Source organism: Amycolatopsis sp. NPDC051371 (genome assembly GCF_040682155.1).
Lineage (GTDB): Bacteria > Actinomycetota > Actinomycetes > Mycobacteriales > Pseudonocardiaceae > Amycolatopsis.
Genome location: NZ_JBFBAG010000005.1, coordinates 14,469 through 37,713 on the forward strand (window position 1 = coordinate 14,469; position 23,245 = coordinate 37,713).

General features: G+C 71.6%; 21 protein-coding genes. 9 read left to right on the forward strand and 12 right to left on the reverse strand.

Annotated elements, in window-relative coordinates:
• Positions 1-37: 37 nt before the first annotated feature.
• Positions 38-1,717 (reverse strand): substrate-binding domain-containing protein, encoded by a 1,680-nt coding sequence (locus AB0M59_RS08420; RefSeq protein WP_364610787.1) that lies wholly within the window; start codon positions 1,715-1,717, stop codon positions 38-40.
• A gap of 51 nt (positions 1,718-1,768) precedes the next feature.
• Positions 1,769-2,632: a helix-turn-helix transcriptional regulator gene (locus AB0M59_RS08425; RefSeq protein ID WP_364610790.1), complete on the reverse strand. Its 864-nt coding sequence runs from the start codon at positions 2,630-2,632 to the stop codon at positions 1,769-1,771.
• A gap of 99 nt (positions 2,633-2,731) precedes the next feature.
• Between AB0M59_RS08425 and AB0M59_RS08430 the strand changes: the two genes are divergently transcribed.
• The gene (locus tag AB0M59_RS08430; protein ID WP_364610792.1) at positions 2,732-3,757 is read left to right on the forward strand and encodes an aldo/keto reductase; all 1,026 of its coding nucleotides are present in this window, start codon (positions 2,732-2,734) and stop codon (positions 3,755-3,757) included.
• Positions 3,758-3,761: 4 nt separating this feature from the next.
• Here AB0M59_RS08430 and AB0M59_RS08435 read toward each other — a convergent pair whose 3' ends face one another.
• Positions 3,762-5,159, reverse strand: coding sequence for a class II fumarate hydratase (locus AB0M59_RS08435; RefSeq protein ID WP_364610795.1), 1,398 nt, complete (start codon positions 5,157-5,159; stop codon positions 3,762-3,764).
• A gap of 365 nt (positions 5,160-5,524) precedes the next feature.
• On the opposite strand from AB0M59_RS08435, the gene AB0M59_RS08440 reads away from it, so the two are divergent.
• Positions 5,525-6,514: an NAD(P)/FAD-dependent oxidoreductase gene (locus AB0M59_RS08440; protein ID WP_364610798.1), complete on the forward strand. Its 990-nt coding sequence runs from the start codon at positions 5,525-5,527 to the stop codon at positions 6,512-6,514.
• A 17-nt stretch (positions 6,515-6,531) separates the two neighbouring features.
• Here the strand turns inward: AB0M59_RS08440 and AB0M59_RS08445 are convergent, their stop codons facing one another.
• The 6 genes from AB0M59_RS08445 to AB0M59_RS08470 form a co-directional block, all read right to left on the reverse strand.
• A complete protein-coding gene (locus tag AB0M59_RS08445) occupies positions 6,532-7,281 on the reverse strand; it encodes a serine protease (protein WP_364610801.1) in 750 nt (249 codons plus the stop codon).
• A gap of 10 nt (positions 7,282-7,291) precedes the next feature.
• Positions 7,292-8,347 carry a class II fructose-bisphosphatase gene (glpX, locus tag AB0M59_RS08450; protein WP_364610804.1) on the reverse strand — a complete coding sequence of 352 codons (1,056 nt, stop codon included), beginning with the start codon at positions 8,345-8,347 and terminating at the stop codon, positions 7,292-7,294.
• A gap of 87 nt (positions 8,348-8,434) precedes the next feature.
• Positions 8,435-8,662 carry an exodeoxyribonuclease VII small subunit gene (locus AB0M59_RS08455; protein WP_155541053.1) on the reverse strand — a complete coding sequence of 76 codons (228 nt, stop codon included), beginning with the start codon at positions 8,660-8,662 and terminating at the stop codon, positions 8,435-8,437.
• Positions 8,659-9,030, reverse strand: a complete 372-nt coding sequence (locus tag AB0M59_RS08460) for a hypothetical protein (RefSeq protein WP_364611445.1) — start codon at positions 9,028-9,030, stop codon at positions 8,659-8,661. The genes AB0M59_RS08455 and AB0M59_RS08460 overlap by 4 nt, the downstream gene beginning before the upstream one ends.
• A 32-nt stretch (positions 9,031-9,062) precedes the next feature.
• Positions 9,063-10,298, reverse strand: coding sequence for an exodeoxyribonuclease VII large subunit (gene xseA / locus AB0M59_RS08465; protein WP_364610808.1), 1,236 nt, complete (start codon positions 10,296-10,298; stop codon positions 9,063-9,065).
• A complete protein-coding gene (locus AB0M59_RS08470) occupies positions 10,295-11,065 on the reverse strand; it encodes a lipid droplet-associated protein (RefSeq protein ID WP_364610811.1) in 771 nt (256 codons plus the stop codon). Before AB0M59_RS08470 ends, xseA begins: the two co-directional genes overlap by 4 nt.
• 151 nt (positions 11,066-11,216) lie before the next feature.
• On the opposite strand from AB0M59_RS08470, the gene AB0M59_RS08475 reads away from it, so the two are divergent.
• Positions 11,217-12,212 carry a 4-hydroxy-3-methylbut-2-enyl diphosphate reductase gene (locus AB0M59_RS08475; RefSeq protein WP_364610814.1) on the forward strand — a complete coding sequence of 332 codons (996 nt, stop codon included), beginning with the start codon at positions 11,217-11,219 and terminating at the stop codon, positions 12,210-12,212.
• A 310-nt stretch (positions 12,213-12,522) separates the two neighbouring features.
• Here the strand turns inward: AB0M59_RS08475 and AB0M59_RS08480 are convergent, their stop codons facing one another.
• Positions 12,523-13,443 (reverse strand): DUF6542 domain-containing protein, encoded by a 921-nt coding sequence (locus AB0M59_RS08480; RefSeq protein WP_364610817.1) that lies wholly within the window; start codon positions 13,441-13,443, stop codon positions 12,523-12,525.
• Positions 13,444-13,794: 351 nt separating this feature from the next.
• Positions 13,795-14,709, reverse strand: a complete 915-nt coding sequence (rmuC, locus tag AB0M59_RS08485; RefSeq protein ID WP_364610820.1) for a DNA recombination protein RmuC — start codon at positions 14,707-14,709, stop codon at positions 13,795-13,797.
• A gap of 226 nt (positions 14,710-14,935) precedes the next feature.
• Here rmuC and AB0M59_RS08490 point away from each other — a divergent pair, with 226 nt between their 5' ends.
• The 3 genes from AB0M59_RS08490 to AB0M59_RS08500 are packed head-to-tail and all read left to right on the forward strand — an operon-like array spanning position 14,936 to position 19,248.
• Complete coding sequence (locus AB0M59_RS08490) at positions 14,936-16,087, forward strand: exonuclease SbcCD subunit D (RefSeq protein WP_364610823.1); 1,152 nt, start codon at positions 14,936-14,938, stop codon at positions 16,085-16,087.
• The gene (locus AB0M59_RS08495; RefSeq protein ID WP_364610826.1) at positions 16,084-19,038 is read left to right on the forward strand and encodes an SMC family ATPase; all 2,955 of its coding nucleotides are present in this window, start codon (positions 16,084-16,086) and stop codon (positions 19,036-19,038) included. The genes AB0M59_RS08490 and AB0M59_RS08495 overlap by 4 nt, the downstream gene beginning before the upstream one ends.
• Before the next feature lie 18 nt (positions 19,039-19,056).
• Positions 19,057-19,248: a DUF1737 domain-containing protein gene (locus AB0M59_RS08500; protein WP_364610829.1), complete on the forward strand. Its 192-nt coding sequence runs from the start codon at positions 19,057-19,059 to the stop codon at positions 19,246-19,248.
• A gap of 7 nt (positions 19,249-19,255) precedes the next feature.
• On the opposite strand, the gene AB0M59_RS08505 is transcribed toward AB0M59_RS08500, so the two are convergent.
• On the reverse strand, positions 19,256-20,647 hold the full coding sequence (locus AB0M59_RS08505) for an AlkA N-terminal domain-containing protein (protein ID WP_364610832.1): 1,392 nt from the start codon (positions 20,645-20,647) through the stop codon (positions 19,256-19,258).
• 102 nt (positions 20,648-20,749) lie between these two features.
• Between AB0M59_RS08505 and ychF the strand changes: the two genes are divergently transcribed.
• Genes ychF through AB0M59_RS08520 form a run of 3 tightly spaced genes read left to right on the forward strand, consistent with a single transcriptional unit; the run spans position 20,750 to position 22,943 of the window.
• Entirely contained in the window at positions 20,750-21,832 is a 1,083-nt protein-coding gene (gene ychF, locus AB0M59_RS08510) for a redox-regulated ATPase YchF (protein WP_364610835.1), read from the forward strand.
• A 56-nt stretch (positions 21,833-21,888) separates the two neighbouring features.
• Positions 21,889-22,476: an ArsR family transcriptional regulator gene (locus AB0M59_RS08515; RefSeq protein WP_364610838.1), complete on the forward strand. Its 588-nt coding sequence runs from the start codon at positions 21,889-21,891 to the stop codon at positions 22,474-22,476.
• On the forward strand, positions 22,476-22,943 hold the full coding sequence (locus AB0M59_RS08520; RefSeq protein WP_364610841.1) for a hypothetical protein: 468 nt from the start codon (positions 22,476-22,478) through the stop codon (positions 22,941-22,943). Before AB0M59_RS08515 ends, AB0M59_RS08520 begins: the two co-directional genes overlap by 1 nt.
• The last annotated feature ends 302 nt before the right edge of the window (positions 22,944-23,245 follow it).

Genomic DNA, 23,245 nt, shown 5'->3' on the forward strand with positions numbered 1-23,245 from the left:
GACATCATGACCCGGACCACCGACAATTTCTTGCTGATCAGATGTCCGCCCTGGTGCAGACGGGGTCGAGCAGGCCGTCCTTGGCCACGCACGGCACAAATCCGGCGTCCTGCAGCTCGGCCCGCGCGGTCGGGCTCGCCAGGTAGTCCAGGAACCGCTTCAGCACGCTCCCGTTCGCCGGCACGCCCTTCGTGTAGAGGTACTCGACGGTCCAGAACCGGTAGCCGGCGTCGACGGTCGTGACGTCGGGGTAGTGGCCGTCGAGCTGCACGATCGTCACCTGCTGGTCGCGTGCCGCGGTTGTTTTGGCCGCCGGGACGTCGGCGTACCCGATCGCGCCCGGCACCGCGCCGACCTCCGTGAGCACCTCGGCGGTCGTGCCGCGCTCGCAGCGCGTGGTCGCCGCGGCCGGGTCACGCTCCGGCTTGCGGCACGAGTCCGACGTCAGCCGGTCCTCCGCGCCGCCGAGCACCTTCTGCTCGAACGTCTTGCGCGTACCCGACTCCTGCCCGCGCCCGACGATCCCGATCGGCACCGACGGCCCCGGCCGCAGCTGGTCCCAGTTCCGCACCCGGCCGCTGAAGATGTCCTTGACCTGCTGGGTCGTCAGCCGGTCGACGCCGGCGGCGCGGTTGACGACCAGGCTGTACACGACCACCGCGACGGCTTTGGCCTCGAGATCGGGGCCCGCTTCGCCGGACCGGCCGTCCGAGAGCACCGCCAGCTCGTCCTTGCCCGCCGCGTCTAACGGGGCGAGCGCGCGGACACCCGTGACGCTGCCGGTCGCGCGGGTCGTGATGGCCGCGCCGTCGCACTGGCCGTGGTACTCGGCAGCGACACTGTCGATGATCGGCACGAACGCGCTCGACCCTTCGACCGACAGCTTCCCGGTGGCGCACTGCGCGGAGTCGCTCGGCCGCGACCACGAGACGAGCAGCGTCGCCAGCAGGGCGCCGGTCAGCAGCACGCCGACCGCCGTCGTGATGACCGGCCAGCCGAACCGGCGCTGCTTGCGGTCGTCCTTGATCCGGCCGGCGGCGAGCCGGGCGTGGTGGTCGATCTCCTTGCTGATCTCGCCGTCGTGGCCGTCGGACTCCCGCAGCACGACGACGAGCTTGAATTTTTCCTTGCGCTTCAAGGAAAGCCGGGCGAACCGCACGCCGTGCCATTCCGGCGCCTCGGGCGGGACTTCGGACGCGGCGAGCCCGGCCAGCCGTTTCGGGAGCAGCGCGCGCACCCGTGAGAGCTTCACGCCTTCGACCGGCCGTTGCGGCGTCTCCCGCGTGAAGAACTCGAGGCCGTCGCGGACGTGCTGGCGCAGGCCGTCGTCGGTGGCGTCGGACACCCGCGCGTCCCAGACGATCCGGCTGCCGAAGGTGAACGACAGCGGGATCTCGAAGTCGCCCGGCGCGATGTCGAAGCCGCCGGTGTTGTGGATCCGGATGACGACGATGCTCATCCGGTTCAGCAGCCGCGCGGTCCGCTCCAGCTGCGGATCCGCTTGCGCGGACCCGTTCTCGCCGTCGTGCAGGTCGATCGGGGACAGCCCGATCTTGGAGTTGTAGAGCACGCGGAACGTCAGCCGGCGTCGTCGGATGAAGTAGCGGTCGATGAACGGCGCGGCGATCGCGACCAGCGCGGCGAGCCCGAGGACGAGGCTGCCCGAGTCCGAGCTCAGGATTTCGGCGAGTGACTGCATCGTCGCGCCGACGCCCACCGTGCCGCTCCTCTACCCCTGACTCCCCAGGTCAAGCAGCCTAGGCAGCGCTCACCCGGCGTGGGGTTGCGACGACCGAGTGTTCACCGGTCGTTCATCGGAGGCGATCCAGCTGGCCAGCAGGCCGAGCGCGCGTTCGGTCTCCGACCCCGGTTCGGCGTGGTAGACCACCATGCCCTGGTCGGGATCCTGGGGCAGGCGCAGCGTTTCGTAACGCAGCCGCAGCTCGCCGACGACGGGGTTCCGCAGCACCTTCCAGCCCTGTGCCTTCTCCTGCACCGCGTGCTCGGCCCACAGCTTCCGGAACTGCTCGCTGGCCAGCGAAAGCTCGCCGATGAGCTGGGCGAACCGCGGGTCGCCGGGGTGGCGCCCGCTCTCCGCGCGCAGGTTCGCGACGAGCTCGCGGCACACCGCGTCGTACTCCGGGTGCAGCTGCTTCGCGCGCTCGTCGAGGAAGATCAGCTTCGGCATGTTGCGCTCGTCCAGGTCGGCGAAGGCGAACGCGACCGCGCCGCCGAGCGCGTTCCACGCCAGCACGTCCATGTAGCGCCCGAAGACGAACGCCGGCGCCTGGATGGCGTCGAGCAGCTGCTGCAGCTCGGGCCGGACCCGCTGCGGCGCACGTTCGTCACGGCGCTTCGGCGCGGCGAGGTTGCGCAGGTAGGCCTCCTCATCGGCGTTGAGCCGCAACGCGCGGGCCAGCGCGTCGAGGACCGCGTCCGACACGTTCTTCGCGCGGCCCTGCTCCAGCCGCGTGTAGTAGTCGACGCTGATCCCGGACAGCTGTGCCAGCTCCTCGCGGCGGAGGCCCTTGACGCGCCGCTGCGTGATCCCGGGCGGCAGGCCCAGGTCGGCGGGGTCGAGGACGGCGCGGCGCGCCTTCAGGAAGGCGCCCAGCTCGGCTGCGTCACTCATGCCTCCAGTATCCCCGGCTCGCGGCTCCCCGCCTGGTACTGCCGGACCCAGGTTGAGCGTGACCTGGTCCGGCCCGCTCGCCGCTTCCAGAGTGGAGGCATGAAACGACGAACTTTGGGCGGCACGGGCATCTCGGTCAGCGAGTACGCGTTCGGCGCGATGATGCTGGGCAAGTGGGGCAACCCCGACCACGAAGAGGGCGTGCGGATGCTGCACACCGCGCTGGACGCGGGGGTCAACTTCTGGGACACCGCGGACATGTACAGCGAAGGCGAGAACGAGCAGATCGTCGGCAAGGCGCTGAAGGGCCGCCGCGACGAGGTCGTGCTGGCCACCAAGGGCTTCTTCCAGATGGGCTCCGATCCCAACCAGGGCGGGCTCTCGAGGCGCTGGCTGACCCGGGCGCTGGACGACAGCCTCCGGCGGCTCGACACCGATTACGTCGACCTCTACCAGGTCCACCGGCCGGACCCGACGACCGACATCGAGGAAACGCTTTCGGTGCTGACGGACTTCGTGCGGTCCGGCAAGGTGCGCGCGATCGGGTCGTCGGACTTCCCGGCCGAGCAGATCGTGGAAGCCCAGTGGGTGGCGGAAAAGCGTGGCCTGGCGCGGTTCCGCGCCGAGCAGCCGCCGTACTCGATCTTCAACCGGGCGATCGAGGCCGCGGTGCTGCCGACCGCGCAGAAGTACGGCATGGGCGTGCTGACGTGGAGCCCGCTCGCCAGCGGCTGGCTGTCGGGTCGCTATCTGAAACCGTCCGATGTGGACCTTTCCGAAGGCCGCCGGACGTTGCAGGCGCACAAGTTCGACCCGGCGCTGCCCGCGAACGCCGTCAAGTTCGAGGCGATCGCGCAGCTGAAGAAGATCGCCGACGACCTGGGCCGGCCGCTCACGCACCTGGCGACGGCGTTCGTCCGGGCCCATCCGGGCGTGACGTCGGCGATCATCGGCCCGCGCACCCCGGCCCAGCTCGACGACCTGCTGGCCGGCGCGGACCTCGTGCTGGACGACGAGGTGCTGGACCGGATCGACGAGATCGTCCCGCCGGGCACCGACCTGAACTCGGCCGAGAAGGACTACACCCCGCCGGCGCTGGCGGACGCGCGCCTGCGCCGGCGGTAGCGGGTCACTTGCCGCCGCGGGCCATGCGGAGGACGTCGAGCGCTTCGTCGAGCTGCTCTTCGGTGAGCTTGCCGTCCTTCACATAGCCGCGCTCGATGACGACCTCGCGGATCGTCTTCAGCTCCTTCAGGGCCTGCTTCGCGGTCGCGGCGGCTTCTTCGTAGCCGATGTACTTGTTCAACGGCGTCACGATCGACGGCGAACCCTCGGCGTAGGTGCGGGTGCGCTCGGTGTTCACGGTGATGCCCGCGAAGACCTTGTCCGCCAGCAACCGCGACACCGCGGCGAGCAGGCGCGCCGACTCGAGGACGTTGCGCGCGATCACCGGCAGGTTCACGTTCAGCTGGAAGTTGCCCGCGGCACCGGCGAAAGCGACGGCCGCGTCGTTGCCGATCACCTGCGCGACCACCTGCAGCGTCGCCTCCGGGATGACCGGATTGACCTTGCCCGGCATGATCGACGAGCCCGGCTGCAGGTCCGGCAGCGCCAGCTCGGCCAGGCCGGTGCGCGGGCCGGAACCCAGCCAGCGCAGGTCGTTGGCGATCTTGTTGAGCGACACGGCGAGCGTGCGCAGGTGCCCGGACGTCTCGACGACGCTGTCCTGCGTCGCCTGCGCCTCGAAGTGGTCGCGGGCCTCGGTCAGCGGCAGCCCGGTCACGGTGGCGAGTTCGGCCGCCACGCTCGAGCCGAAGCCGTCCGGCGCGTTGAGGCCCGACCCGACGGCGGTGCCGCCGATCGGCAGCTCGCCGAGGCGCGGCAGGCCCGACTTCAGCCGTTCGATGCCGAACCGGATCTGCGACGCCCACGCGCCGGCCTCCTGGCCGAGGGTGATCGGGACGGCGTCCATCAGGTGCGTGCGGCCGGACTTCACGACGTCGGCCCACTCCGCGGCGCGGACCTCGATGGCGCCGGCGAGGTACTCGAGCGCGGGGATGACGTCCTTGAGGACGGCTTCGGTCGCGGCGACGTGGATGGTCGTCGGGAAGGTGTCGTTCGACGACTGCGACGCGTTGACGTGGTCGTTCGGGTGCACGTCCTTGCCGAGGGCGCGGGACGCGAGGGTCGCGATGACCTCGTTGGCGTTCATGTTCGACGACGTCCCCGAGCCGGTCTGGAAGACGTCGATGGGGAAGTGCGCGTCGTGGGCGCCCTCGGCAACCTCGTCAGCGGCTTTGGCGATGGCCTCAGCGACGTCGGCGTCGAGTACACCCAGCTTGAGGTTCACGCGCGCGGCGGCGGCCTTGAGCAGGCCGAGCGCGCGGATCTGGGCGCGCTCCAGGCCCCGGCCGGAGATGGGGAAGTTCTCGACGGCCCGCTGGGTCTGCGCCCGGTAGAGCGCGTCGGCCGGCACGCGGACCTCGCCCATCGTGTCGTGTTCGATCCGGTATTCCTGGTCAGCCATGACACCGATTCTGGACCTGTTCGCGAGTCACCGCGTGGTGGCGTTGCGCACCCTCTTACGGAGTGCTCGGGTTCGCGGATCGGCTGGAGAGGCACCCTGCGCCGCGGCAGGTGTGCGGCCACAGGGGTGCGTGACGGCCGCTCCGCCGGAGGTCTTGAATGACTCATTCAAGACCTCCGAAGACCTGGATGAGTCATTCAAGACATCGCCGGCGCAGTGGTCGGCGCTCAGCACCGTCCGACGCACGCCCCACGGTGGCCGCCGGTCGACGGGACGCCTGTGTCGCACGCCGTCGAGTGAACTCCGATCCGGCTAGGATCGGATGTGTTCTCGATCACCGCCATCCACCACTGGCTGGAGCGAGCATGACTGAAGTCCCTGGGGACTCCTACGACCTCGTGATCATCGGCGCGGGCCCGACCGGCCTGTTCGCCGCCTACTACGCCGGGTTCCGCGGCCTGTCCATGGCGGTGGTCGACTCGCTGCCCGAGCCCGGCGGCCAGGTGACGGCGATGTACCCCGAGAAGATGATCTACGACGTCGGTGGGTTCGCCGAGGTCCGCGGCCGCGATCTCGTCGACGGGCTGGTGAAGCAGGCCGCGCCGTTCAAGCCGAAGTACCTGCTGGGCCGGAAGGCCGAGAAACTTGAAACCGTCGGCGACAGTGTCGAGCTGACCCTCGACGGCGGCGAGACGCTCAAGGCCCGCGCGGTCCTCATCACCGCGGGCATCGGCGAGTTCACCCCGCGCCCGCTGCCCGCCGGCGACGGCTGGCTCGGGCGCGGCATGGTCCACTTCGTCCCGTCGCTGCAGGTGCACGCCGGGCAGCACGTCGTGGTCGTCGGCGGCGGCGACTCGGCGTTCGACTGGATCCTCGCCCTGCACCCCGTCGCGGCGAGCGTGACGCTCGTGCACCGCCGCGCCAAGTTCCGCGCGGCCGAGTCGATCGTCCGGCAGGCGCGCGAACTCGGCACCCGGATCATCACCGACGCCGAGGTCACGCGGTTCGTCGAGAACGAGAGCGGCGCTCTCGAAGCCGTCGACCTCTCGATCAAGGGCGCCGGAGACGAGCGGCTGCCGGCCAACGCCGTCGTCGCGGCGCTCGGGTTCACCGCCGACCTCGGCCCGATCGAGAGCTGGGGCCTGGAGATCGACCACCGCGCCATCGCGGTCGACTCGACGATGGCGACCGCGCGCGAACGCGTCTACGCCGCCGGCGATGTCGCCGCGTACCCGGGGAAGGTGAAGCTCATCGCGACCGGCTTCGGCGAGGCCGCGACGGCTGTCAACAACATCGCCGTCGCGCTCGACCCGGACGCCCACCTGTTCCCGGGCCACTCCAGCAACGCGGAGTAGTAATCCGGCACAGTAGGTCAGACTTTCGTCTTCTCCGCGATCCACGGCGCGTACGCGACGACGGACGTGTAGATCGACGGCGCCGACGCGCACACCGGGTCGTTGTTGCCCGGCCGGCTCGTGACGCCGACGAGCAGCCAGTGGTCGCCGTCGCGCACGACCTCGGGGCCACCGGAGTCGCCGAAGCACGCTCCGGCCTTGCCACCAGGGTTGTCCGTGCACAGTTCGGCCGTGCCGTCGAACACCGACGTGCACTTCGTGCCCTCGACGATGTGCGTGTCGAGCTGCTGCAGCGTCGCGGGGATCTGGCCGCAGTTCACCTTCGGGCAGGTCTGGCCCCAGCCGAGGATCCGCGTGGCCGTGCCGGGCGCCGCGGCCGTCGCCAAGCCGATCGGGGCCGCCGTCGCAGGCGTCGCCAGCCGCAGCAGCGCGATGTCGCCCGCTGGGCTCTGCGTGTTGAACGCCGGGTTCACGACGATGTCCGCGACTTGGGCGACTTCGCCGCCCTGGCCCACATCGGTGGTCCCCGCCCGCACGGAGATCCCGGCCGGGGTCTTGTCGAACGCGCAGTGCGCCGCCGTGACCACCCAGGCCGGGGCGATCAGCGCGCCGGCGCAGAACAGCTTGCCGGTCGAGGAGTGCAGCGACACCGCGAACGGGTACGGCTGGTCGGCGTCGCCGCCCCCGACGATGGCGGGTTCGGCCGACGCGGTGGCGGGGACCAGGGCGAACACCAGGACCAGCAGGGCCAGTAGTCGCCTGGGCACGGAACTCCTTCTACGGCAGCGGGGGAACGACGTCGTCGTCGGGCGCGTCCAGGTGGCCGTCGAAGTTGACCGAGGAGTACGCCCGCAGCTTGGTGAGCCGGTGGTAGCCGTCGATCATTCTGACGGTCCCGGACTTGGACCGCATCACGATGGACTGCGTCGTCGCGCCGCCCTCGCGGTAGTGGACGCCGCGCAGCAGGTCGCCGTCGGTGACGCCGGTGGCGCAGAAGAAGACGTTGTCGCCGGTCACGAGGTCGTCGTTCAGCAGCACGCGGTCGAGGTCGTGACCGGCGGCGATGGCCTTCTCGCGCTCGGCGTCGTCCTTCGGCCAGAGCCGGCCCTGCAACTCGCCGCCGAGGCACTTCATCGCGCAGGCGGCGATGATGCCTTCCGGCGTTCCGCCGATGCCGATCAGCATGTCGACGCCGGTGGTCGGCCGGGCCGCGGCGATCGCGCCCGCGACGTCGCCGTCGGAGATGAACCGGATCCGCGCACCCGCGTCGCGGATCTCCTTGACGATCTGCTCGTGGCGCGGCCGGTCGAGGACGCACACCGTGACGTCGCCGACGCTGCTGTTCTTCGCCTTGGCCACGCGCCGGATGTTCTCCGCGATCGGCGCGCCGAGCTCCACCTTGCCCGCGGCCTCCGGCCCGACGGCCAGCTTCTCCATGTAGAACACCGCGGACGGGTCGAACATCGCGCCCCGCTCGGCGACCGCCAGCACCGCGAGGGCGTTCGGCATGCCCTTGGCCATCAGCGTCGTGCCGTCGACCGGGTCGACCGCGACGTCGCAGTCCGGCCCGTCGCCGTTGCCGACCTCTTCGCCGTTGAACAGCATGGGCGCTTCGTCCTTCTCGCCCTCGCCGATCACCACGACCCCGCGCATCGACACCGTCGACACCAGCTGGCGCATCGCGTCGACGGCCGCGCCGTCGCCGCCGATCTTGTCGCCGCGGCCGACCCAGCGGCCGGCGGCCATCGCGGCGGCCTCGGTCACCCGGACCAGCTCCATCGCGAGGTTGCGGTCGGGCGCTTCACGGTGTCGTGGGGCGCTGGGGGTCGTCATGCGGGCCTCCCGGGGAAGCGGAGTTCGGCGGACGACCAGTCTCTCAGATACCGCGAGTCGATCCAGTCGCCCACGGCATGGCAAACGTCACTGGCCGTCGCCGGTTTCGTCCTCGACGGACGCCAGAGCGGCCTCGATGCGTTCGCGGGCGCCTTCGAGATGGCGCTCACAGACCTTCGCGAGCTTCTCGCCCTTCTCCCACAGCGCGAGCGACTGCTCGAGGGACAGACCGCCGGCTTCGAGTTCGCGGACGACCTCGACCAGCCGGTCGCGGGCCTGCTCGTAGCCGAGTTCCTCGCTGGCTGCTTCGCTCACGCTGGGCGTTCTCCGACCTTCCGGGATGGGTAGCTGGTCGCGCACACTACCGCGCTCGCCATCGCGTGGTCGTACCCGACGAACGCCAGCGCGAACTCCTGTCCGTCACCCTCCGCGATCGCCTCTTCGAGGTTCTCCTGCGCGCCCGCCACCCGCATGCGGTGCCCGGCGCCCTCGGCGAACCACCAGCGCGAGCCGACCTGCGTCGACGTCGCTTCGGACAGCCGCCGCAGCTGCGGGCCCAGCTCGCGGCGGGCCGCGCCGCCGCAGCCGGCGAGCAGCGCCGTCCAGCATTCCGCCGCCGCCCGGTCGGTGCGCATCGCCTGGTCCAGCAGCGGACGCGAGCCCGAGCGCCGGGCCGCGTCCATGGTGAGGGGGAGGAACGTCGCCGCCTTCAGCGTCACCCCTGTTCTCCTTCCGCCACCGCGCCGATCGCACCGTCGCCCACGCGCACGCGCAGCTGGGCACCGGCCTCGACTTCGGAGACGGAGCGGAGTACCTGGAGGTTGCCTTCGGCGTCGAGGAACTGCACGACCGCGTAGCCGCGGGCCAGCGTCGCGGCCGGGCCGAGCGCGGTGAGCCGGGCCCGTGAGCTCGCGAGCTCGGCCTGGTCCTTGGCGAGCAGCGTCAGCATGGCGCGGCGCGCGCGTTCGCGATGGACGTCGACGTCGTCCTGGCGCCGCTGGACCGGGCCGAGCGGGTCGGCCAGCGACGGGCGGCTGCGCAGCTGGGTCAGCAGGCGCGTCTGCGTGTCGACCCAGCCGTGGAGGGCGCGGCGCCCGCGGTCGCGCATCTGCCGGACCCGCTCGGTCTCCTCGCGGTGGTCCGGCACGATCCGCTTGCTCGCGTCGGTCGGCGTCGAGCACCGCAGGTCGGCGACGTAGTCGAGCAAGGGGGTGTCGGGCTCGTGCCCGATGGCGCTGACCACCGGCGTCCCGGCGGCAGACACCGCGCGGCACAGGGCCTCGTCGGAGAACGGCAGCAGGTCCTCGACGCTGCCGCCGCCGCGGGCGATGACGATGACGTCGATGTCCGGGTCGGCGTCGAGGATGCGCAGCGCGCGCATCACCTGCGGAACGGCCTGCGAGCCCTGCACCGCGGTGTTGATGACCTTGAACCGGACGTGCGGCCACCGGGTCTGGGCGTTGACCAGGACGTCCCGCTCGGCCGCCGACGCGCGGCCGGTGATCAATCCGACACCCTGGGGCAGGAACGGGATCGGTCGCTTGCGCTGCGCCGAGAAGAGGCCTTCGGCGGTCAGCAGCTTCTTCAAGCGTTCGATCCGGGCCAGCAGCTCGCCGATGCCGACGGCGCGGATCTGGTCGGCGCGCAGGCTGATCGTGCCGCGACCGAAGAAGAACGACGGCTTCGCGTGCACCACCACGCTGGCGCCTTCGCGCAGCGGCGGCTCCATCTCGCGGATCAGCCAGTTCGGGCAGGTCACCGACATCGAGACGTCCGCCGACGGGTCGCGCAACGTCAGGAACGCGGTCTGCGTGTTCGGCCGGGAGTTGACCTGCGTGACCTGGCCTTCGACCCAGACGCTGCCGAGCCGGTGGACCCAGTCGCCGATCTTGCGCGCGACCGTGCGGACCGGCCAGGGCTTTTCGGCGGTGCTCGCTTCGGTTTCGGTCACCGGCCTTCCGCGCCGTTTTCCTTGCCGTCGTCCTCGGCCGGCTCGTCCTGGGCCTGCTCGGTCTTGCGCGCGTTGGCGATCCGGCGGGACAGCATCCCGGTGAAGGACGAGCGGTCGGCGTGCGCGCGCTCGTACTCGAGGATCGTCTCGAGCTGGGGGATCGAGAGCTGGCGCAGGCGGGCCCGCAGCTGCGGGAGGGTGAGCTGGTCGTAGCCGGTCAGCCCGGCGGGACCGTCGTACCCGCCGGCGCTGGTCCGGGGGGTTTCGCTCTTGGCCTTCTTGTCGATCTTGGGCGTGCCGGGCTTGGGGGTGCGGGGCGCCTCGTCCGGCTCGTCCTGCTCCTCGGGGCCGCTGTCGTTCTCGCCGTCGGCGTGGTCCTCGGCGAGCGCGCGTTCCTCGTCGGCCCACGGATCGCCCAGTTCCGCTTCGAGTTCGGCCGCTGACGGAATGTGACCATTGATTTCCGAGCGCGGCTCCGGCACGTCGGCGACCGGCGAGAGGTTCGGCCGCGACGGCGGGACGTCGACGTCCTCGTCGAAGGTCGCCCAGCTGGGCGTGTCCTCGACGGGGCGCAGGCTGGAGAGGGCGTTGTCGCCCTTGATCGCCAGCTCGGTGACGTGCTGCTGGACGCGCATGGAGGCCTGCAGGACCTGGCTGACCACGGTCACCGGGAGCCCGGCGAGCTGCCGGGGAAGCTCACGAACCCGCTCGGCGGTGGAGACGGCGAGGCCCGCGGCGACCCGGAGGGGGAGCGGGAATGGCTTCATGCGTCCAGCCTGCCGCATATCGGCCATCCTGCCCAACCGAAAGAGTGGGTTCGGGCGCGTTGCGTGACGTCGCGCACAGCACGGTAGGGGGACGAAGCTCACCCGAAAGGGACTTCGAGTTCGTCTCGGGACTGCCCGTACCCTGGGTGGCATGAGTTCAGCGAGTCCCGGAATCGAGCCCGCGGGTACCCCGACGATCACCGGCACCGCTTCCGGCAAGCGGGTGCTGCTCGCCAAACCCCGTGGTTACTGCGCCGGGGTCGACCGCGCGGTGATCGCCGTCGAGAAGGCCCTCGACGTCTATGGCGCCCCGGTGTACGTCCGCAAGGAGATCGTGCACAACCGGCACGTGGTCGAGACGCTGCGCGAGCGCGGCGCGATCTTCGTCGACGAGACGTCCGAAGTGCCCGAGGGCGCGTTGGTGGTGTTTTCCGCCCACGGCGTCTCGCCGATGGTGCACGCCGAGGCCGCGGACCGGAACCTGCGCACGATCGACGCGACCTGCCCCCTGGTGACGAAGGTGCACAAGGAGGTCAACCGCTTCGCGAAGGACGACTACGACATCCTGCTGATCGGCCACGAGGGCCACGAAGAGGTCGAAGGCACGGCCGGCGAGGCGCCGGACAAGGTCCAGCTGGTCGACAAGGCGGAGGACGTCGACAAGGTCGAGGTCCGCGACCCGTCGAAGGTGATCTGGCTTTCCCAGACGACGCTGTCGGTCGACGAGACGATGGAGCGCGTGGACCAGCTCCGCGAGCGCTTCCCGGGCTTGGCGGACCCGCCCAGCGACGACATTTGCTACGCGACGACGAACCGCCAGGTCGCGGTCAAGGCGATGGCGGCGGAGTGCGACCTGGTCCTGGTGGTCGGGTCGACGAACTCGTCCAACTCGAAGCGCCTGGTCGAGGTGGCCCTGAAGGCCGGGGCTCGCGCGTCGTACCTGGTCGACTTCGCGCACGAGGTCGACGAGGCCTGGCTTTCCGGCGTGACGACGGTGGGGGTCACGTCGGGGGCGTCGGTGCCGGACGAGCTGGTGATGGAGCTGCTCGACTGGCTGGCCGAGCGGGGTTACGGCGACGTGAATGAAGTCACCACGGCGAACGAGAAGATCACCTTTGCGCCGCCGAAGGAGCTTCGGAAGGTCTGAGGTTTGTAGGTCGGTTCGGCGGCGGGTCGCGGGTGCGGCTCGCCGCCGAACTGCGTTGCGGGGCTGGGTGGGCTGCGACCGCCACCCGTGTTGCGGGCCTGAGCGGACTGGGCCGCCTGCGCCGCGCGGCCGCGGATGGATCACCGCGCAGCGCCGCCGACATGAGTTGGGCACCCGCCCGTCGCTGATCTGCTGCCGTTCGCGCTGACTTGCCACCGCTCGCGTGCCTCGGTGCGGTGCAGCCTCCGCACCCCGCGTAAGCGAAAAAGGCGGTCACCTTCCGCGGAAGGTGACCGCCTTTCGGTGGTCGTCAGCGCTCGTCGTCGTCCCAGGGGCGGCTGCGGCGCGGTGGGGCTCCCCGGTCGCCGCCGGAGGGGCGGCGGGGCGGGGGTTTGTCGCGGCCGTCCTCCGCGGGTGGGCGGGGACGTCGACGGGGGGCGTCGCCGCCGCGGCGGCGTGGGTCGCTGTCGGCCGGAGGCGGAGTCCGGCGGCCGGCCGGGGGTGGCTTGCGGGCGCCGCGGTCGCGTTCCCGTTCGGCCGGTGCGCCGGCGCGCGGGGTGCGGCGTTCGCCGTCCGCGGGCGGGCGCGGGCGACGCGGGGGTTCGCCGTCCCGAGCGCGGCGGGCGTCCTGGGGCAGCGGCGTCTGGCCGGTGCGGTTCGACCCGGGCGGTCGCGGACGACCGCCGGCCGACGTCGCCGCGGCGCGCGTCGACGGCTTCTCGTCGTCTTCGTCCGCTCGGCGTCGGTCGGCCGCCTTGCCCTTCTTGGGGGCGTCCGGGTCGCGTTCGCGGAAGATCCGGACGAACCCGATCAGCAGCGTGATGCCGGTCGTGATCGCCATGATCGGGAAGCCGTTGATCAGCGGGGTGCCGATGCTCAGCACCTTCGACAGCATGTCGTCGCCCTCGGACCCCGAGGTCAGCAGGATCACGCCGGGCACGGTCACGGCCAGCACCAGCGGCGGCATGACCATCGGCCCGAATATCCCGCGGCGTCGCACCGCGCAGACCGCGATGACGGCCCCGGCGATGTAGCAAACCGTGAAGATCACGGGGATGCTGGCCTGGCTCGGCTTGCCGATGAGGGCGCCCACGACCGCCAGGCCGAGGCCCACCAGCACCGCCGCCCACCACGGCAGTCCGCGCCTCGAACCGACGACAGGACGCTCGTCCCACGGTACGGGGACGTCGTCGGCATCTGGATCGCTCTGGCGATCGCGAATCGCGGTCACAGCACAACACCGTATCTCGTGGTTGTGAAGATCTTGCCAGCACCGCCGCCGACGTGGGTGTATCACCACCCGGCGGCGTGACCCGAGAGGTCCGCCGGGTGCTGCTGTGGTGTGGTCCAGTCTTTTGGGAACGCTGCCGGTTTGTCTCCTTTCCGTGGCTGGGGTGCGCAGGTCGTCGCAGGTGGGAGGCTTGCGGGCGGAGCCGGCGCAAAGTCGAGAACCGACGCGGGCGTAATCCGGTGGCACCGCCGCGAGCGCCCGCGTTCGCCGTCACAAGCCGCGGACGCCTGCGGGTCGACGTGCCGCGCCTCACCGCCGGCCCGGCTCTCCCGTCACCCGGGGCTGACCGACTCAGCTCGCCGCCAGTTCGTCCCCCTTCCGCACCTGCGGAACCTGAGCCGGGCTGCCCGCAGCGTCCGTCAGCGGTGCCACCGTCGCCCGGAACGTCTCCAGTGCCTCCAGCTCGCGCCGTCGCGCCGACAGGAACCGCTGGAGGTGCGTGCTCGAGAGGTTCAGCGCCTCCACCGCACCGCCCGCCGCCCGGTGCGCGGCCGCCGCCCCGGCTCGCACCTGCTCGACGTCGGCCTCCAGGGTCCGGTCGCTCGCCGCGAACAGCGCCGCCGAGGCCAGCACCCCGAACCCGGTCGGCCCGCACAGGAACACCCGCCGGTCGATGAGCCAGCGCAGCAGCTCCGGGTCGGTGTCCAAGGCCGCGACCACAGCGGCGTCGGACGGGACGAACATGATCGTGCCGTAGATCGCGTCCGCCCAGCGCTGGTAGCCCTTGCCCGCCAGCTCGGCCGCCCGGGAGCGGACCTGCCGGACGTGCGCGCGCAACGCGTCGATCCGCTCGTCCGGGTCGTTGGTCTCCACCGCCTCGGCCCAGATCGCCATGCTCGCCTTCGCGTCGACCGGCACCGTGCGGTCGCCGCCCACCCGCAGCACCATGTCCGGTTTCGCCGAGCCGCCGCCCGCCACGTCGGTCTGGAGCGTGAAGTGCAGGTTTTCGCGCAACCCCAGTGCCCGCGCCGTTTCGACCAGCACTTGCTCGCCCAGCTCACCGCGCCCGCTGATCGAGGCGAACGCGACTTCGTAGCGGCGCAGCGCCAGCTGCTGCTGGTCGGCCTTCGCCCGCTCGGCCGCCACCTGCCGGGCCGCCGCGTCCGCCCGGCGCATCCCGTCGTTGTAGAGCCGCCACAGCACCGCGACGGCGAACAGCAGCAAGACCGCGAGCACGATCGCCGCGGTGGTCAGCACTGTCGCCACTTCGCCTCCTCCCTCCGGGCCGCCTGGATCGGACCGCGCAGACATCATGGCGGACCCCACCGACAAAAACCGCGCCCGATCCGTCGCTCTGGGTAGCTGACCTGCGAACAAATCGGATCCACGCAGGGCGTGTCCGAATCGGCACGCTCGTGTTAGTACACACGTTCGAGTGAGGAGACGGCGAGCCTTCGCGATTTGTTCGGGGCCGGGTCGTACCTTGGGCCCCGTGCGAATCCTCCACACCTCCGACTGGCACATCGGCCGCACGTTCCACGGCGCCGATCTGCTCGCGGAACAGGAAGCGGTGCTCGGGCACCTCGCCGGCCTCGTCGCCGGCGAGGCGATCGACGCCGTCCTGGTGGCAGGCGACATCTACGACCGCGCGGTGCCGTCGGCCGAGGCCGTCCGGGTGGCCACCGCGGCGGTCGCGCGGATCCGCGCCGCCGGCGCACAACTGGTCGTCACGCCCGGGAACCACGACTCCGCACCGCGGCTCGGCGCCTTCGCGGAGTTCGCCGCGGCGGGCGGGCTGCACCTGCGCACCACCGTCGGCGGATTGGCCGATCCGGTGCTGTTCGACGACGGCCACGGCCCGGTCGCCGTCTACGGAATCCCTTACCTGGAGCCGGAACCGGCGCGTCACGCGCTGGGCGTGCCGGACGCGCGCGGCCACACCGGCGTGCTCAGCGAGGCCATGCGCCGGATCCGCGCGGACCTCGAAACCCGGCCGGGCACGCGGTCGGTCGTGCTCGCGCACGCGTTCGTCACCGGCGGCGAGCCGACCGAGTCCGAGCGGACGATCGCGGTCGGCGGGGTCGAGCAGGTGCCCGGCTGGGTCTTCGACGGCGTCGACTACGTCGCGCTCGGCCACCTCCACGGCCCGCAGACGCTCGCCGAGCACCTGCGGTACTCCGGCAGTCCGCTGGCGTACTCGTTTTCCGAGGCGCGGCAACGCAAATCGGTCTGGCTGGTCGACCTGGACGCGAGCGGGCTCGGCGAGGTCCGCCGGCACGAACTGCCGGTCCCGAGAGCGCTGGCCACCCTCCGTGGCCAGCTCGAAGACCTGCTCGTGGACCCGGCGCACGACGCGTTCCTCGAGCACTTCCTGTCGGTCACGGTCACCGACCCGGTCCGCCCGGTGGACGCGATGCGGCGGCTGCGCGCGCGGTTCCCCCACGCGGTGCACCTGGAGTGGGAGCCCGAAGGCGGCTACAGCGGTGCCCCGCTGCGGTACTCCGACGCCGTGCGGGGCCGGTCGGACATCGAGATCTCGCGCAGCTTCCTCGACGACTGCCGCGGTGCCGCGCCGACCGAGAGCGAAGAGCAGCTCCTGCTCAAGGCCCTGGAAGCGGCCGATCGGGAGGCCCTCGCGAAATGAGGCTGCACAGGCTGGAGGTCGAGGCCTTCGGGCCGTACTGCGCACGCGAAGTGGTCGACTTCGACGTGCTCGGCGCCGACGGCCTCTTCCTCCTGCACGGCGAAACCGGCGCGGGCAAGACCACGTTGCTCGACGCGATCGCGTTCGCGCTGTTCGGCGTGGTTCCCGGCGCCCGCAACGAGGCCAAACGGCTGCGCTGCGACCTCGCCGAGCGCGACCAGGTCACCGAGGTCGCGCTGGAGCTCACCGTGCAGGGTCACCGGCTGAAGATCGTCCGCAACCCGGAGTACCAGCGGCCGAAGCGGCGCGGCGAGGGCACGACCACGCAGCAGGCGAGGGTGTCGCTGAGCTGGGTCGGCACCGCACCGGCCGGGCTGGCGCCGGAGGGCCTGATTCGGATCGAGGAGGTCGCGCGCACCGTCGAGCGGCTGCTCGGGATGACCGCGGCCCAGTTCTTCCAGGTCGTGCTGCTGCCGCAGGGCGAGTTCGCCCGGTTCCTGCGCTCGGACACAGCCGAGCGCGAGAAGCTGCTGGAACGGCTTTTCGGCACCGAGCGCTTCGCGGACGTCGAACGCTGGTTCGCCGACCTGAGGGCCGAGCGAGGCCGGGAACTCGAGCAGCAGCAAGGAAAAGTGCGCGAGCTGCTGGCGCGCTACGCGCAGGAGGCACAGCAGGAGCCGCCCGAAACCGACGTCGGCGAGTGGGTCGGCACCGTGCTGGCGGCGTCCGCCGAACGCGCCGGGCAGGTCACGGCGGAAGAGGAGCGCACGCGCGCGGCGGCCCAGCGCGCGGACGTCCACCTGCAGGAAGAGCGTGCCGACGCGGAGAAGATCCGCCGGGTCCGCACCGCGCACCTGCGGCTCGTCGAGATCACCGAGCAGGCGCCGCAACGCGCCGAGTGGGCCCAGGAGGTCGCGGCCGCGCGGCGGGCCGCCGGGGTCGCCGTGGAGGCCGACCTCCTGGACCGGCGCGCGGCGGAGCTGACCGAAGCCGAGCAGGCGGAGAAGTCGCTCGGCGCGCAGCTGCGGGAGTTCGGCACCCGGGCGACCGGCGACCTCAAGGCGCGGGCGGCCACCGCGCGCGAAGAGGCCGGCGCGGTCGCGGAGCTCGTCGCCGAGGCCGAGCAGCAACAGCTCGACGTCATGCGGCGGGACGACCGGAAGCTGGCCGCCGTCACGGCCGGGCAGCAGGTCGAAGAGCTGACCACCGAGCTGGCCGCCATCCCCGGCCAGCTGGCCAAGCTCCGGGCCGACGCCGTCAAAGCGGCCGAAGCCGAGGCGAAGCTCGAGGGCGCCAAGGCCAAAGTCGAGGAGCTGCGGGCCTTCGCGCGTGATGCGGCAGAGCTGCCCGAGGCTCGAGCGAAAGTCGAGCGAGGCGAGGCGAAGCTGCGCGAAGTCGTCGACACGCACCAGTCGGCCCGGCAGCACCGGCTCGACCTGCGCGAGCGGCGGCTCGACGGGATGGCGGCCGAACTGGCCGCCGCGTTGCCGGACGGCGCGCCCTGCCCGGTCTGCGGTTCGGCCGAGCACCCGGCGCCGGCGAACCGGGACGTCGAGCTCGTCGACCCCGCCGAGGAACGCGCCGCCGAGGAGGCCGAGCAGGCAGCCGACACGATGCGGCAGCGGGTCGTCGTCGCGCTGGAAGAGGCGAAAGCGCGGCTCGCGGGCTTGCTGGAACGGCTGGGCGAGCGCACGGCCGAGTCGATCACGGCCGAGCTGACCAACGCCCGCGCGGCGGTCGCTTCGCTGACGCAGCAGGCGGCCGGGAAGGCGAAGCTCGGCGAACAGGTCGTCCTCCTGGAACGCGACCTCGAGCTGCGGACCGAGCGCCGCCGCCGGGCCGAACAGGCGGCGACCGAGGCCACGACCGACGTCCGGGCGCTGGAAGAACGGCTGGCCGAGCGCGAACGCCGGCTCGTCGCCGGGCGCGGCGAGTTCGCGGACGTCGGAGCCCGGCGGGAGCACCTGGTCGGGCTCGCCGAGGCCCTCGAAGGGGTCGCCGAGGCCCGGACGGCCGTCGCGGGCGCTCGCGAACGCGTCGCCCAGCAGCGCACGCTCGTCGAGGCCGCCGTCAAGGCGAAGGGGTTCACGTCGCTGAAGAAGGCGCGGGCCGCGATGCTGCCGGACGAGCAGATCGAGAAGCTGGAGCAGGGCATCGCCGAGGCCGAGGCCGCCGCGGCGGGGGCGCGGGCGCTGCTGTCCGAGCCGGACCTGTTCGGGATCTCGCCGGACGACGTCGCGGACGTCGGCCGCGCGGCCGACTCGGCTCAGCTGGCGCGGGCGCGCGCCGACTCGGCGTACGCGGCGTTGCGGGTGGCGACCGCTCAGCACGACGAACTGACCCGGCTGGCCGGCCTGCTGCGCAAGGCACTCGCCGGCCTCGCACCGGCCGAAGCGGCGTACGCCGAGCTGCGCGCGCTCGCGGATGTCGTCAACGGGCGGGGGCAGAACAGCCGGAAGATGTCGCTGCGCTCGTACGTGCTGGCGGCGCGGCTCGAAGAGGTGGCGGTCGCCGCCACCCACCGGCTGCGGACGATGAGCCAGGGGCGGTACTCGTTCGTCCACTCGGACGCGGCGGGGGCGCGCGGCACTCGCGGTGGGCTCGGCATCGACGTGCTCGACGACTACTCGGGCACCATCCGCCCGGCGAAGACGCTCTCCGGCGGTGAGTCGTTCCTCGCGTCGCTGGCCTTGGCGCTGGGGCTGGCCGACGTCGTCGCCGGGGAGACCGGCGGCGCGCTGCTGGACACGCTGTTCGTCGACGAGGGGTTCGGCACGCTGGACGCCGAAACCCTCGACGTCGTGATGAACATCCTCGACGAGCTCCGCGCGGGCGGCCGGGTCGTCGGCCTGGTGTCCCACGTCGAGGAGCTGCGGCAGCGCATCCCGACGCGGCTGCGGGTCCGGAAGTCGCGCACGGGCTCGACGGTGGAGGTGCGCGCCGGCCGATGATTCGGACAAGATGAAGCCATGACGGACCAGCCGCCGAACGGCCTGCCCCGCTACCGCCTGCTCACCGGCCCGGACGACGCGAAGTTCTGCCACCGGGTCAGCGAGGCGCTCGACCTCGGCTACCGCCTGCACGGCTCGCCGGCCGCGACCTTCGACGGCGACCACGTGGTCGTCGCCCAGGCTTTGCTGTGGCGAGGCGAGCAGGGCTGACGCCGGTTCAGGCCGCGCGCCTCAGGTACATCCCGGCGTAGGAGCACCACGGCGTCCACGCCCGGGCTCGCTCGGGCAGCGAAGCCGGCGAGATGCCCAGCGCTTGGGCGCCACGCCGGACGTCAGCGTCCGCGGGCAGCAGGATGTCCGGTGCGCCGAGGACGCGCATCAGCACGTAGTCCGCCGTCGCCGCGTCGACGCCGGGGCACGTCAGCAGCTCCTCCCGCAGATCCGCCGCCTCACGGCCGACGTGCACGTCCAGGCGGCCTTCGGCCAGTGCGGCGATTCCCGCGTGGTCCGGCAGCGCCGCCGCGACCTGGGCCGCGGTGGGGAACAGGCGCGTCACGCCCCACTCGCCCGTCACTGCCTCGCCGAGCGTCGCGGGGACCTGGTCCGCGAGCAGGGCGCGGATCACCAGCTCGTCACCGTCGACCGTGCCGGGAACCCGGATCCCTGGCACCGCCTCGACCACCGAAGCCAGCGCCGCGTCGGCGCCGAGGACCCGGGTGACCGCCGCCGGGTCGGCGTCGAGGTCGAGCAGCCGGCGCACCCGGCTGACCGCACTGCCGAGGTCGCGCAGGTCGGTGAGCAGGAGCTCGCAGCGCACGTGGTCCGGCTCCGGCGTCAACCGGACGATGCCGGTGCCGTGGGCGAGCCGCAACGTCCGTGCGTAGGACGTCGAAGTCACCTCCTCGACGCCCGGAACCGCGTAGGCAGCGAAGAAGCGAAGCAGCCCGACAGCGTCGAAAGGCGGCCTGAACGGCAACCGCAGGCTGAGGCGCGTTCCCCCGACGTCGCCCTGACGTCCGCGACGCGAAGCGGCGAAGGCGCGAAGCTGTGACGGCGTCGTCGCGAACACTTCGCGGATCGTCTCGTTGAACTGCCGGACGCTGGAGAAGCCCGCGGCGAACGCGACGTCCGTCAGCGGCAGCCCCGACATCTCGATGAGCAGCCGGGCCGAGTGCGCGCGGTGCGCCCGGGCCAGCGCGAGCGGGCCCGCGCCGAGCTCGGCGGTCAGCACCCGGCCGAGCTGACGTTCCGAGTAGCCGAGCCGTCGCGCGAGGCCCGGGACCCCTTCGCGCTCCACTGTCCCGTCGGAGATCAGGCGCATCGCCCGCGCGGCGAGGTCGGCGCGCACGTTCCAGTCCGGCGAGCCCGGCACGGCGTCGGGCAGGCAGCGGCGGCAGGCGCGGAAGCCGTTGGACTGCGCGGCCGCCGACGTCGGGAAGAAGCGGACGTTCTGCACCTTCGGCGTCGACGCCGGGCAGGACGGCCGGCAGTAGATGCCGGTGGTGCGCACCGCCATGATGAACTGGCCGTCGAAGCGCGGGTCGCGGGCGGTGACGACGCGGTAGCAGCGCTCGGCGTCGCGCCAGAGTGCGAGCGTTTCGGTGGCCATGAATCCGAGCATGCCAGCAGGTCAGCGCCGTCGCTGGCGGAAATCCGACGCGGCGTTGGGCGCGTGGGCCGCGGCCGGGTACGGCACGTAGACTGCGGGGTCGTGAGCCTCACCCTCGGTATCGTCGGCCTGCCCAACGTCGGCAAGTCCACCCTGTTCAACGCGCTGACCCGCAACAACGTGCTCGCGGCGAACTACCCGTTCGCGACGATCGAGCCGAACGTCGGCGTCGTGCCGCTGCCGGACCCCCGGCTGGACAAGCTGGCCGAGCTGCACAAGTCGGAGAAGATCGTGCCGGCTGTGGTGTCCTTTGTGGACATCGCGGGCATTGTGAAGGGCGCGTCCGAGGGCGCCGGGCTGGGCAACAAGTTCCTGGCGAACATCCGTGAGGCCAACGCGATCTGCCAGGTCATCCGAGTGTTCGACGACCCGGACGTGATCCACGTCGACGGCCGGATCGACCCGATGAGCGACATCGAGACGATCAACACGGAGCTGATCCTGGCCGACCTGCAGACTCTCGAGAAGGCTGTCTGGCGCCTGGAAAAGGAAGCGCGGACCAAGAAGGAAGCAAAGCCCGCGCTCGAGGCCGCGCAGAAGGCGAAGGAGATCCTCGACAGCGGCCGCACGCTCTTCTCCGCGCAGAAGGACGTCGACCTCGAGCTGCTTCGCGAGCACAGCCTCCTCACCACGAAGCCGTTTCTGTACGTCTTCAACGCCGACGAGGCGATCCTGACCGACGACGCCCGCCGCGAGGAGCTGACCAAGCTGGTCGCGCCGGCGGACGCGGTGTTCCTCGACGCGAAGGTCGAGCAAGAGCTGCTGGAGCTGGACGACGAGGAGTCGGTCCGCGAGCTGCTGGAGTCGGTCGGCCAGCCGGAGCCGGGGCTGTACTCGCTGGCCCGCGCGGGTTTCCACACGCTGGGGCTGCAGACGTACCTGACGGCGGGCCCGAAGGAGTCCCGCGCCTGGACGATCCCCAAGGGCGCGACGGCACCGCAGGCGGCGGGCGTGATCCACACGGACTTCGAGCGCGGCTTCATCAAGGCGGAAATCGTCTCGTACGACGACCTGATGGCGGCGGGCTCGATGGCGGCGGCCCGGGCGGCGGGCAAGGTCCGCATGGAGGGCAAGGACTACACCATGGCCGACGGTGACGTGGTGGAGTTCCGCTTCAACGTCTGAGGCAGGCGTTCGCTACTGGTTGTTACTTTCATTGGGCGCAGGATATACTGCGTCCAATGAAACCGTCGCCGAGCCTGCTGCCCCTGCTGCGATCGCGCATGCAGGGTGAGCTGCTCGCGCTGGTCCTGCTGCACCCGGATCGCGAGTACAGCATCACCGAACTCGCCGAGGCCTGCGGCGTCACGCCCACGGCCGTGCTGCGCGAAGTCGAGCGGCTGGTCGGCGGCGGCATCCTGGAAGACCGGCGGGTGGGCCGGAGCCGGCTCGTCAAAGCCCGGACCGACACTCCGCTCTACCGTCCGCTGAGTGACGTCATCGCGGTCACGTTCGGGCCGATGTCGCTGCTCACCGAGGCCCTGTCCGGGCTGGCGGGCGTGAGCGAGGCCTACGTCTACGGGTCCTGGGCCGCGCGCTACAGCGGCGAGCCGGGGCCGCCCCCCGGCGACGTCGACGTCCTCGTCGTCGGTTCGCCCGATCCGGACGAGCTCTTCGACCTGGCCGAGGGTGTGTCGCGACGGCTGGGCCGCGAGGTCAACGTGCACCGGATCTCGCCCGGGTCGTGGGCGGCGGACAGCGCGGATCCCTTCCTCACCAGCGTTCGTGAACGTCCGCTGGCCCGGCTGAACCTCGACCAGGAGTCCTGATGCCGCAGTGGAACCAGGGGCGCGAACGGATCGACGCCTTCATCGCGCGCGGCGCCATCGAGCACGTTCCGGCGTCGCGGGAAGCTGCCGAGGCCGAGCTGGTCAGGGCCCGTACCCACCTCGCTTCGGCGCGGCAGCTGCAGGACACGGACCCGGAAGGCGCCTACACGCTGGCCTACGACAGCGCACGCCGGGCGTTGGCGGCCGTCTTGCAGAACCAGGGCCTGCGGGTGACGAGCCGAGGTGGCCACGTGACCGTCTACGAGGCGGTCCTCGCTCAGCTGGATCCGCCGCTGGGGCCGATTTTGCGGCCCTTCAACCGGATGCGGGCCCGTCGCAACGAAGTCGCCTACCGATCCACGGAGGCTCCTCCGGTGACTGCCGAGGACGTGGCGGCCGATGTGCCGAAGGTGCTGGCGCTCATCGAAGTGGCCGAAAAGGCCATTCCGAACATGCCGCGCTACTGATCGCCGGGGAAGTCCGGCCGGCTTGACCCGAAAGCCAGGCAGCCGGCGGCCTCCCGCGGATCAGCCGAGCAGGCCCATGAGGGCGATCGTGATCAGCACCACGGCGGTGGCGAGGGCGTTGATCCAGGCGCGCTGGGCGGGGGTGAGGGCGGCGGTGCTGTTCATGGCGTGTCCTAGGGCCGAAAACCGATGCTTCCGCCCTGCTCAGCGCGCTGATCATGCCCTTTGTTAGCTGCTGTGATCGAACTCACCACCGGCGCTCAGCCGTCCGAGTGACGACGGCCCCGGATCGTGAACCAGAG

Coding starts and splice junctions, on each gene's coding strand:
- AB0M59_RS08425 (WP_364610790.1), bottom strand. CDS start 2,632: ATGAGTGACGCAGCCGAGCTGGGCGCCTTCCTGAAGGCGCGCCGCGCC.
- AB0M59_RS08430 (WP_364610792.1), top strand. CDS start 2,732: ATGAAACGACGAACTTTGGGCGGCACGGGCATCTCGGTCAGCGAGTAC.
- AB0M59_RS08435 (WP_364610795.1), bottom strand. CDS start 5,159: ATGGCTGACCAGGAATACCGGATCGAACACGACACGATGGGCGAGGTC.
- AB0M59_RS08440 (WP_364610798.1), top strand. CDS start 5,525: ATGACTGAAGTCCCTGGGGACTCCTACGACCTCGTGATCATCGGCGCG.
- glpX (WP_364610804.1), bottom strand. CDS start 8,347: ATGACGACCCCCAGCGCCCCACGACACCGTGAAGCGCCCGACCGCAAC.
- AB0M59_RS08460 (WP_364611445.1), bottom strand. CDS start 9,030: ATGGACGCGGCCCGGCGCTCGGGCTCGCGTCCGCTGCTGGACCAGGCG.
- AB0M59_RS08470 (WP_364610811.1), bottom strand. CDS start 11,065: ATGAAGCCATTCCCGCTCCCCCTCCGGGTCGCCGCGGGCCTCGCCGTC.
- AB0M59_RS08475 (WP_364610814.1), top strand. CDS start 11,217: ATGAGTTCAGCGAGTCCCGGAATCGAGCCCGCGGGTACCCCGACGATC.
- AB0M59_RS08495 (WP_364610826.1), top strand. CDS start 16,084: ATGAGGCTGCACAGGCTGGAGGTCGAGGCCTTCGGGCCGTACTGCGCA.
- AB0M59_RS08500 (WP_364610829.1), top strand. CDS start 19,057: ATGACGGACCAGCCGCCGAACGGCCTGCCCCGCTACCGCCTGCTCACC.
- AB0M59_RS08505 (WP_364610832.1), bottom strand. CDS start 20,647: ATGGCCACCGAAACGCTCGCACTCTGGCGCGACGCCGAGCGCTGCTAC.
- AB0M59_RS08515 (WP_364610838.1), top strand. CDS start 21,889: ATGAAACCGTCGCCGAGCCTGCTGCCCCTGCTGCGATCGCGCATGCAG.
- AB0M59_RS08520 (WP_364610841.1), top strand. CDS start 22,476: ATGCCGCAGTGGAACCAGGGGCGCGAACGGATCGACGCCTTCATCGCG.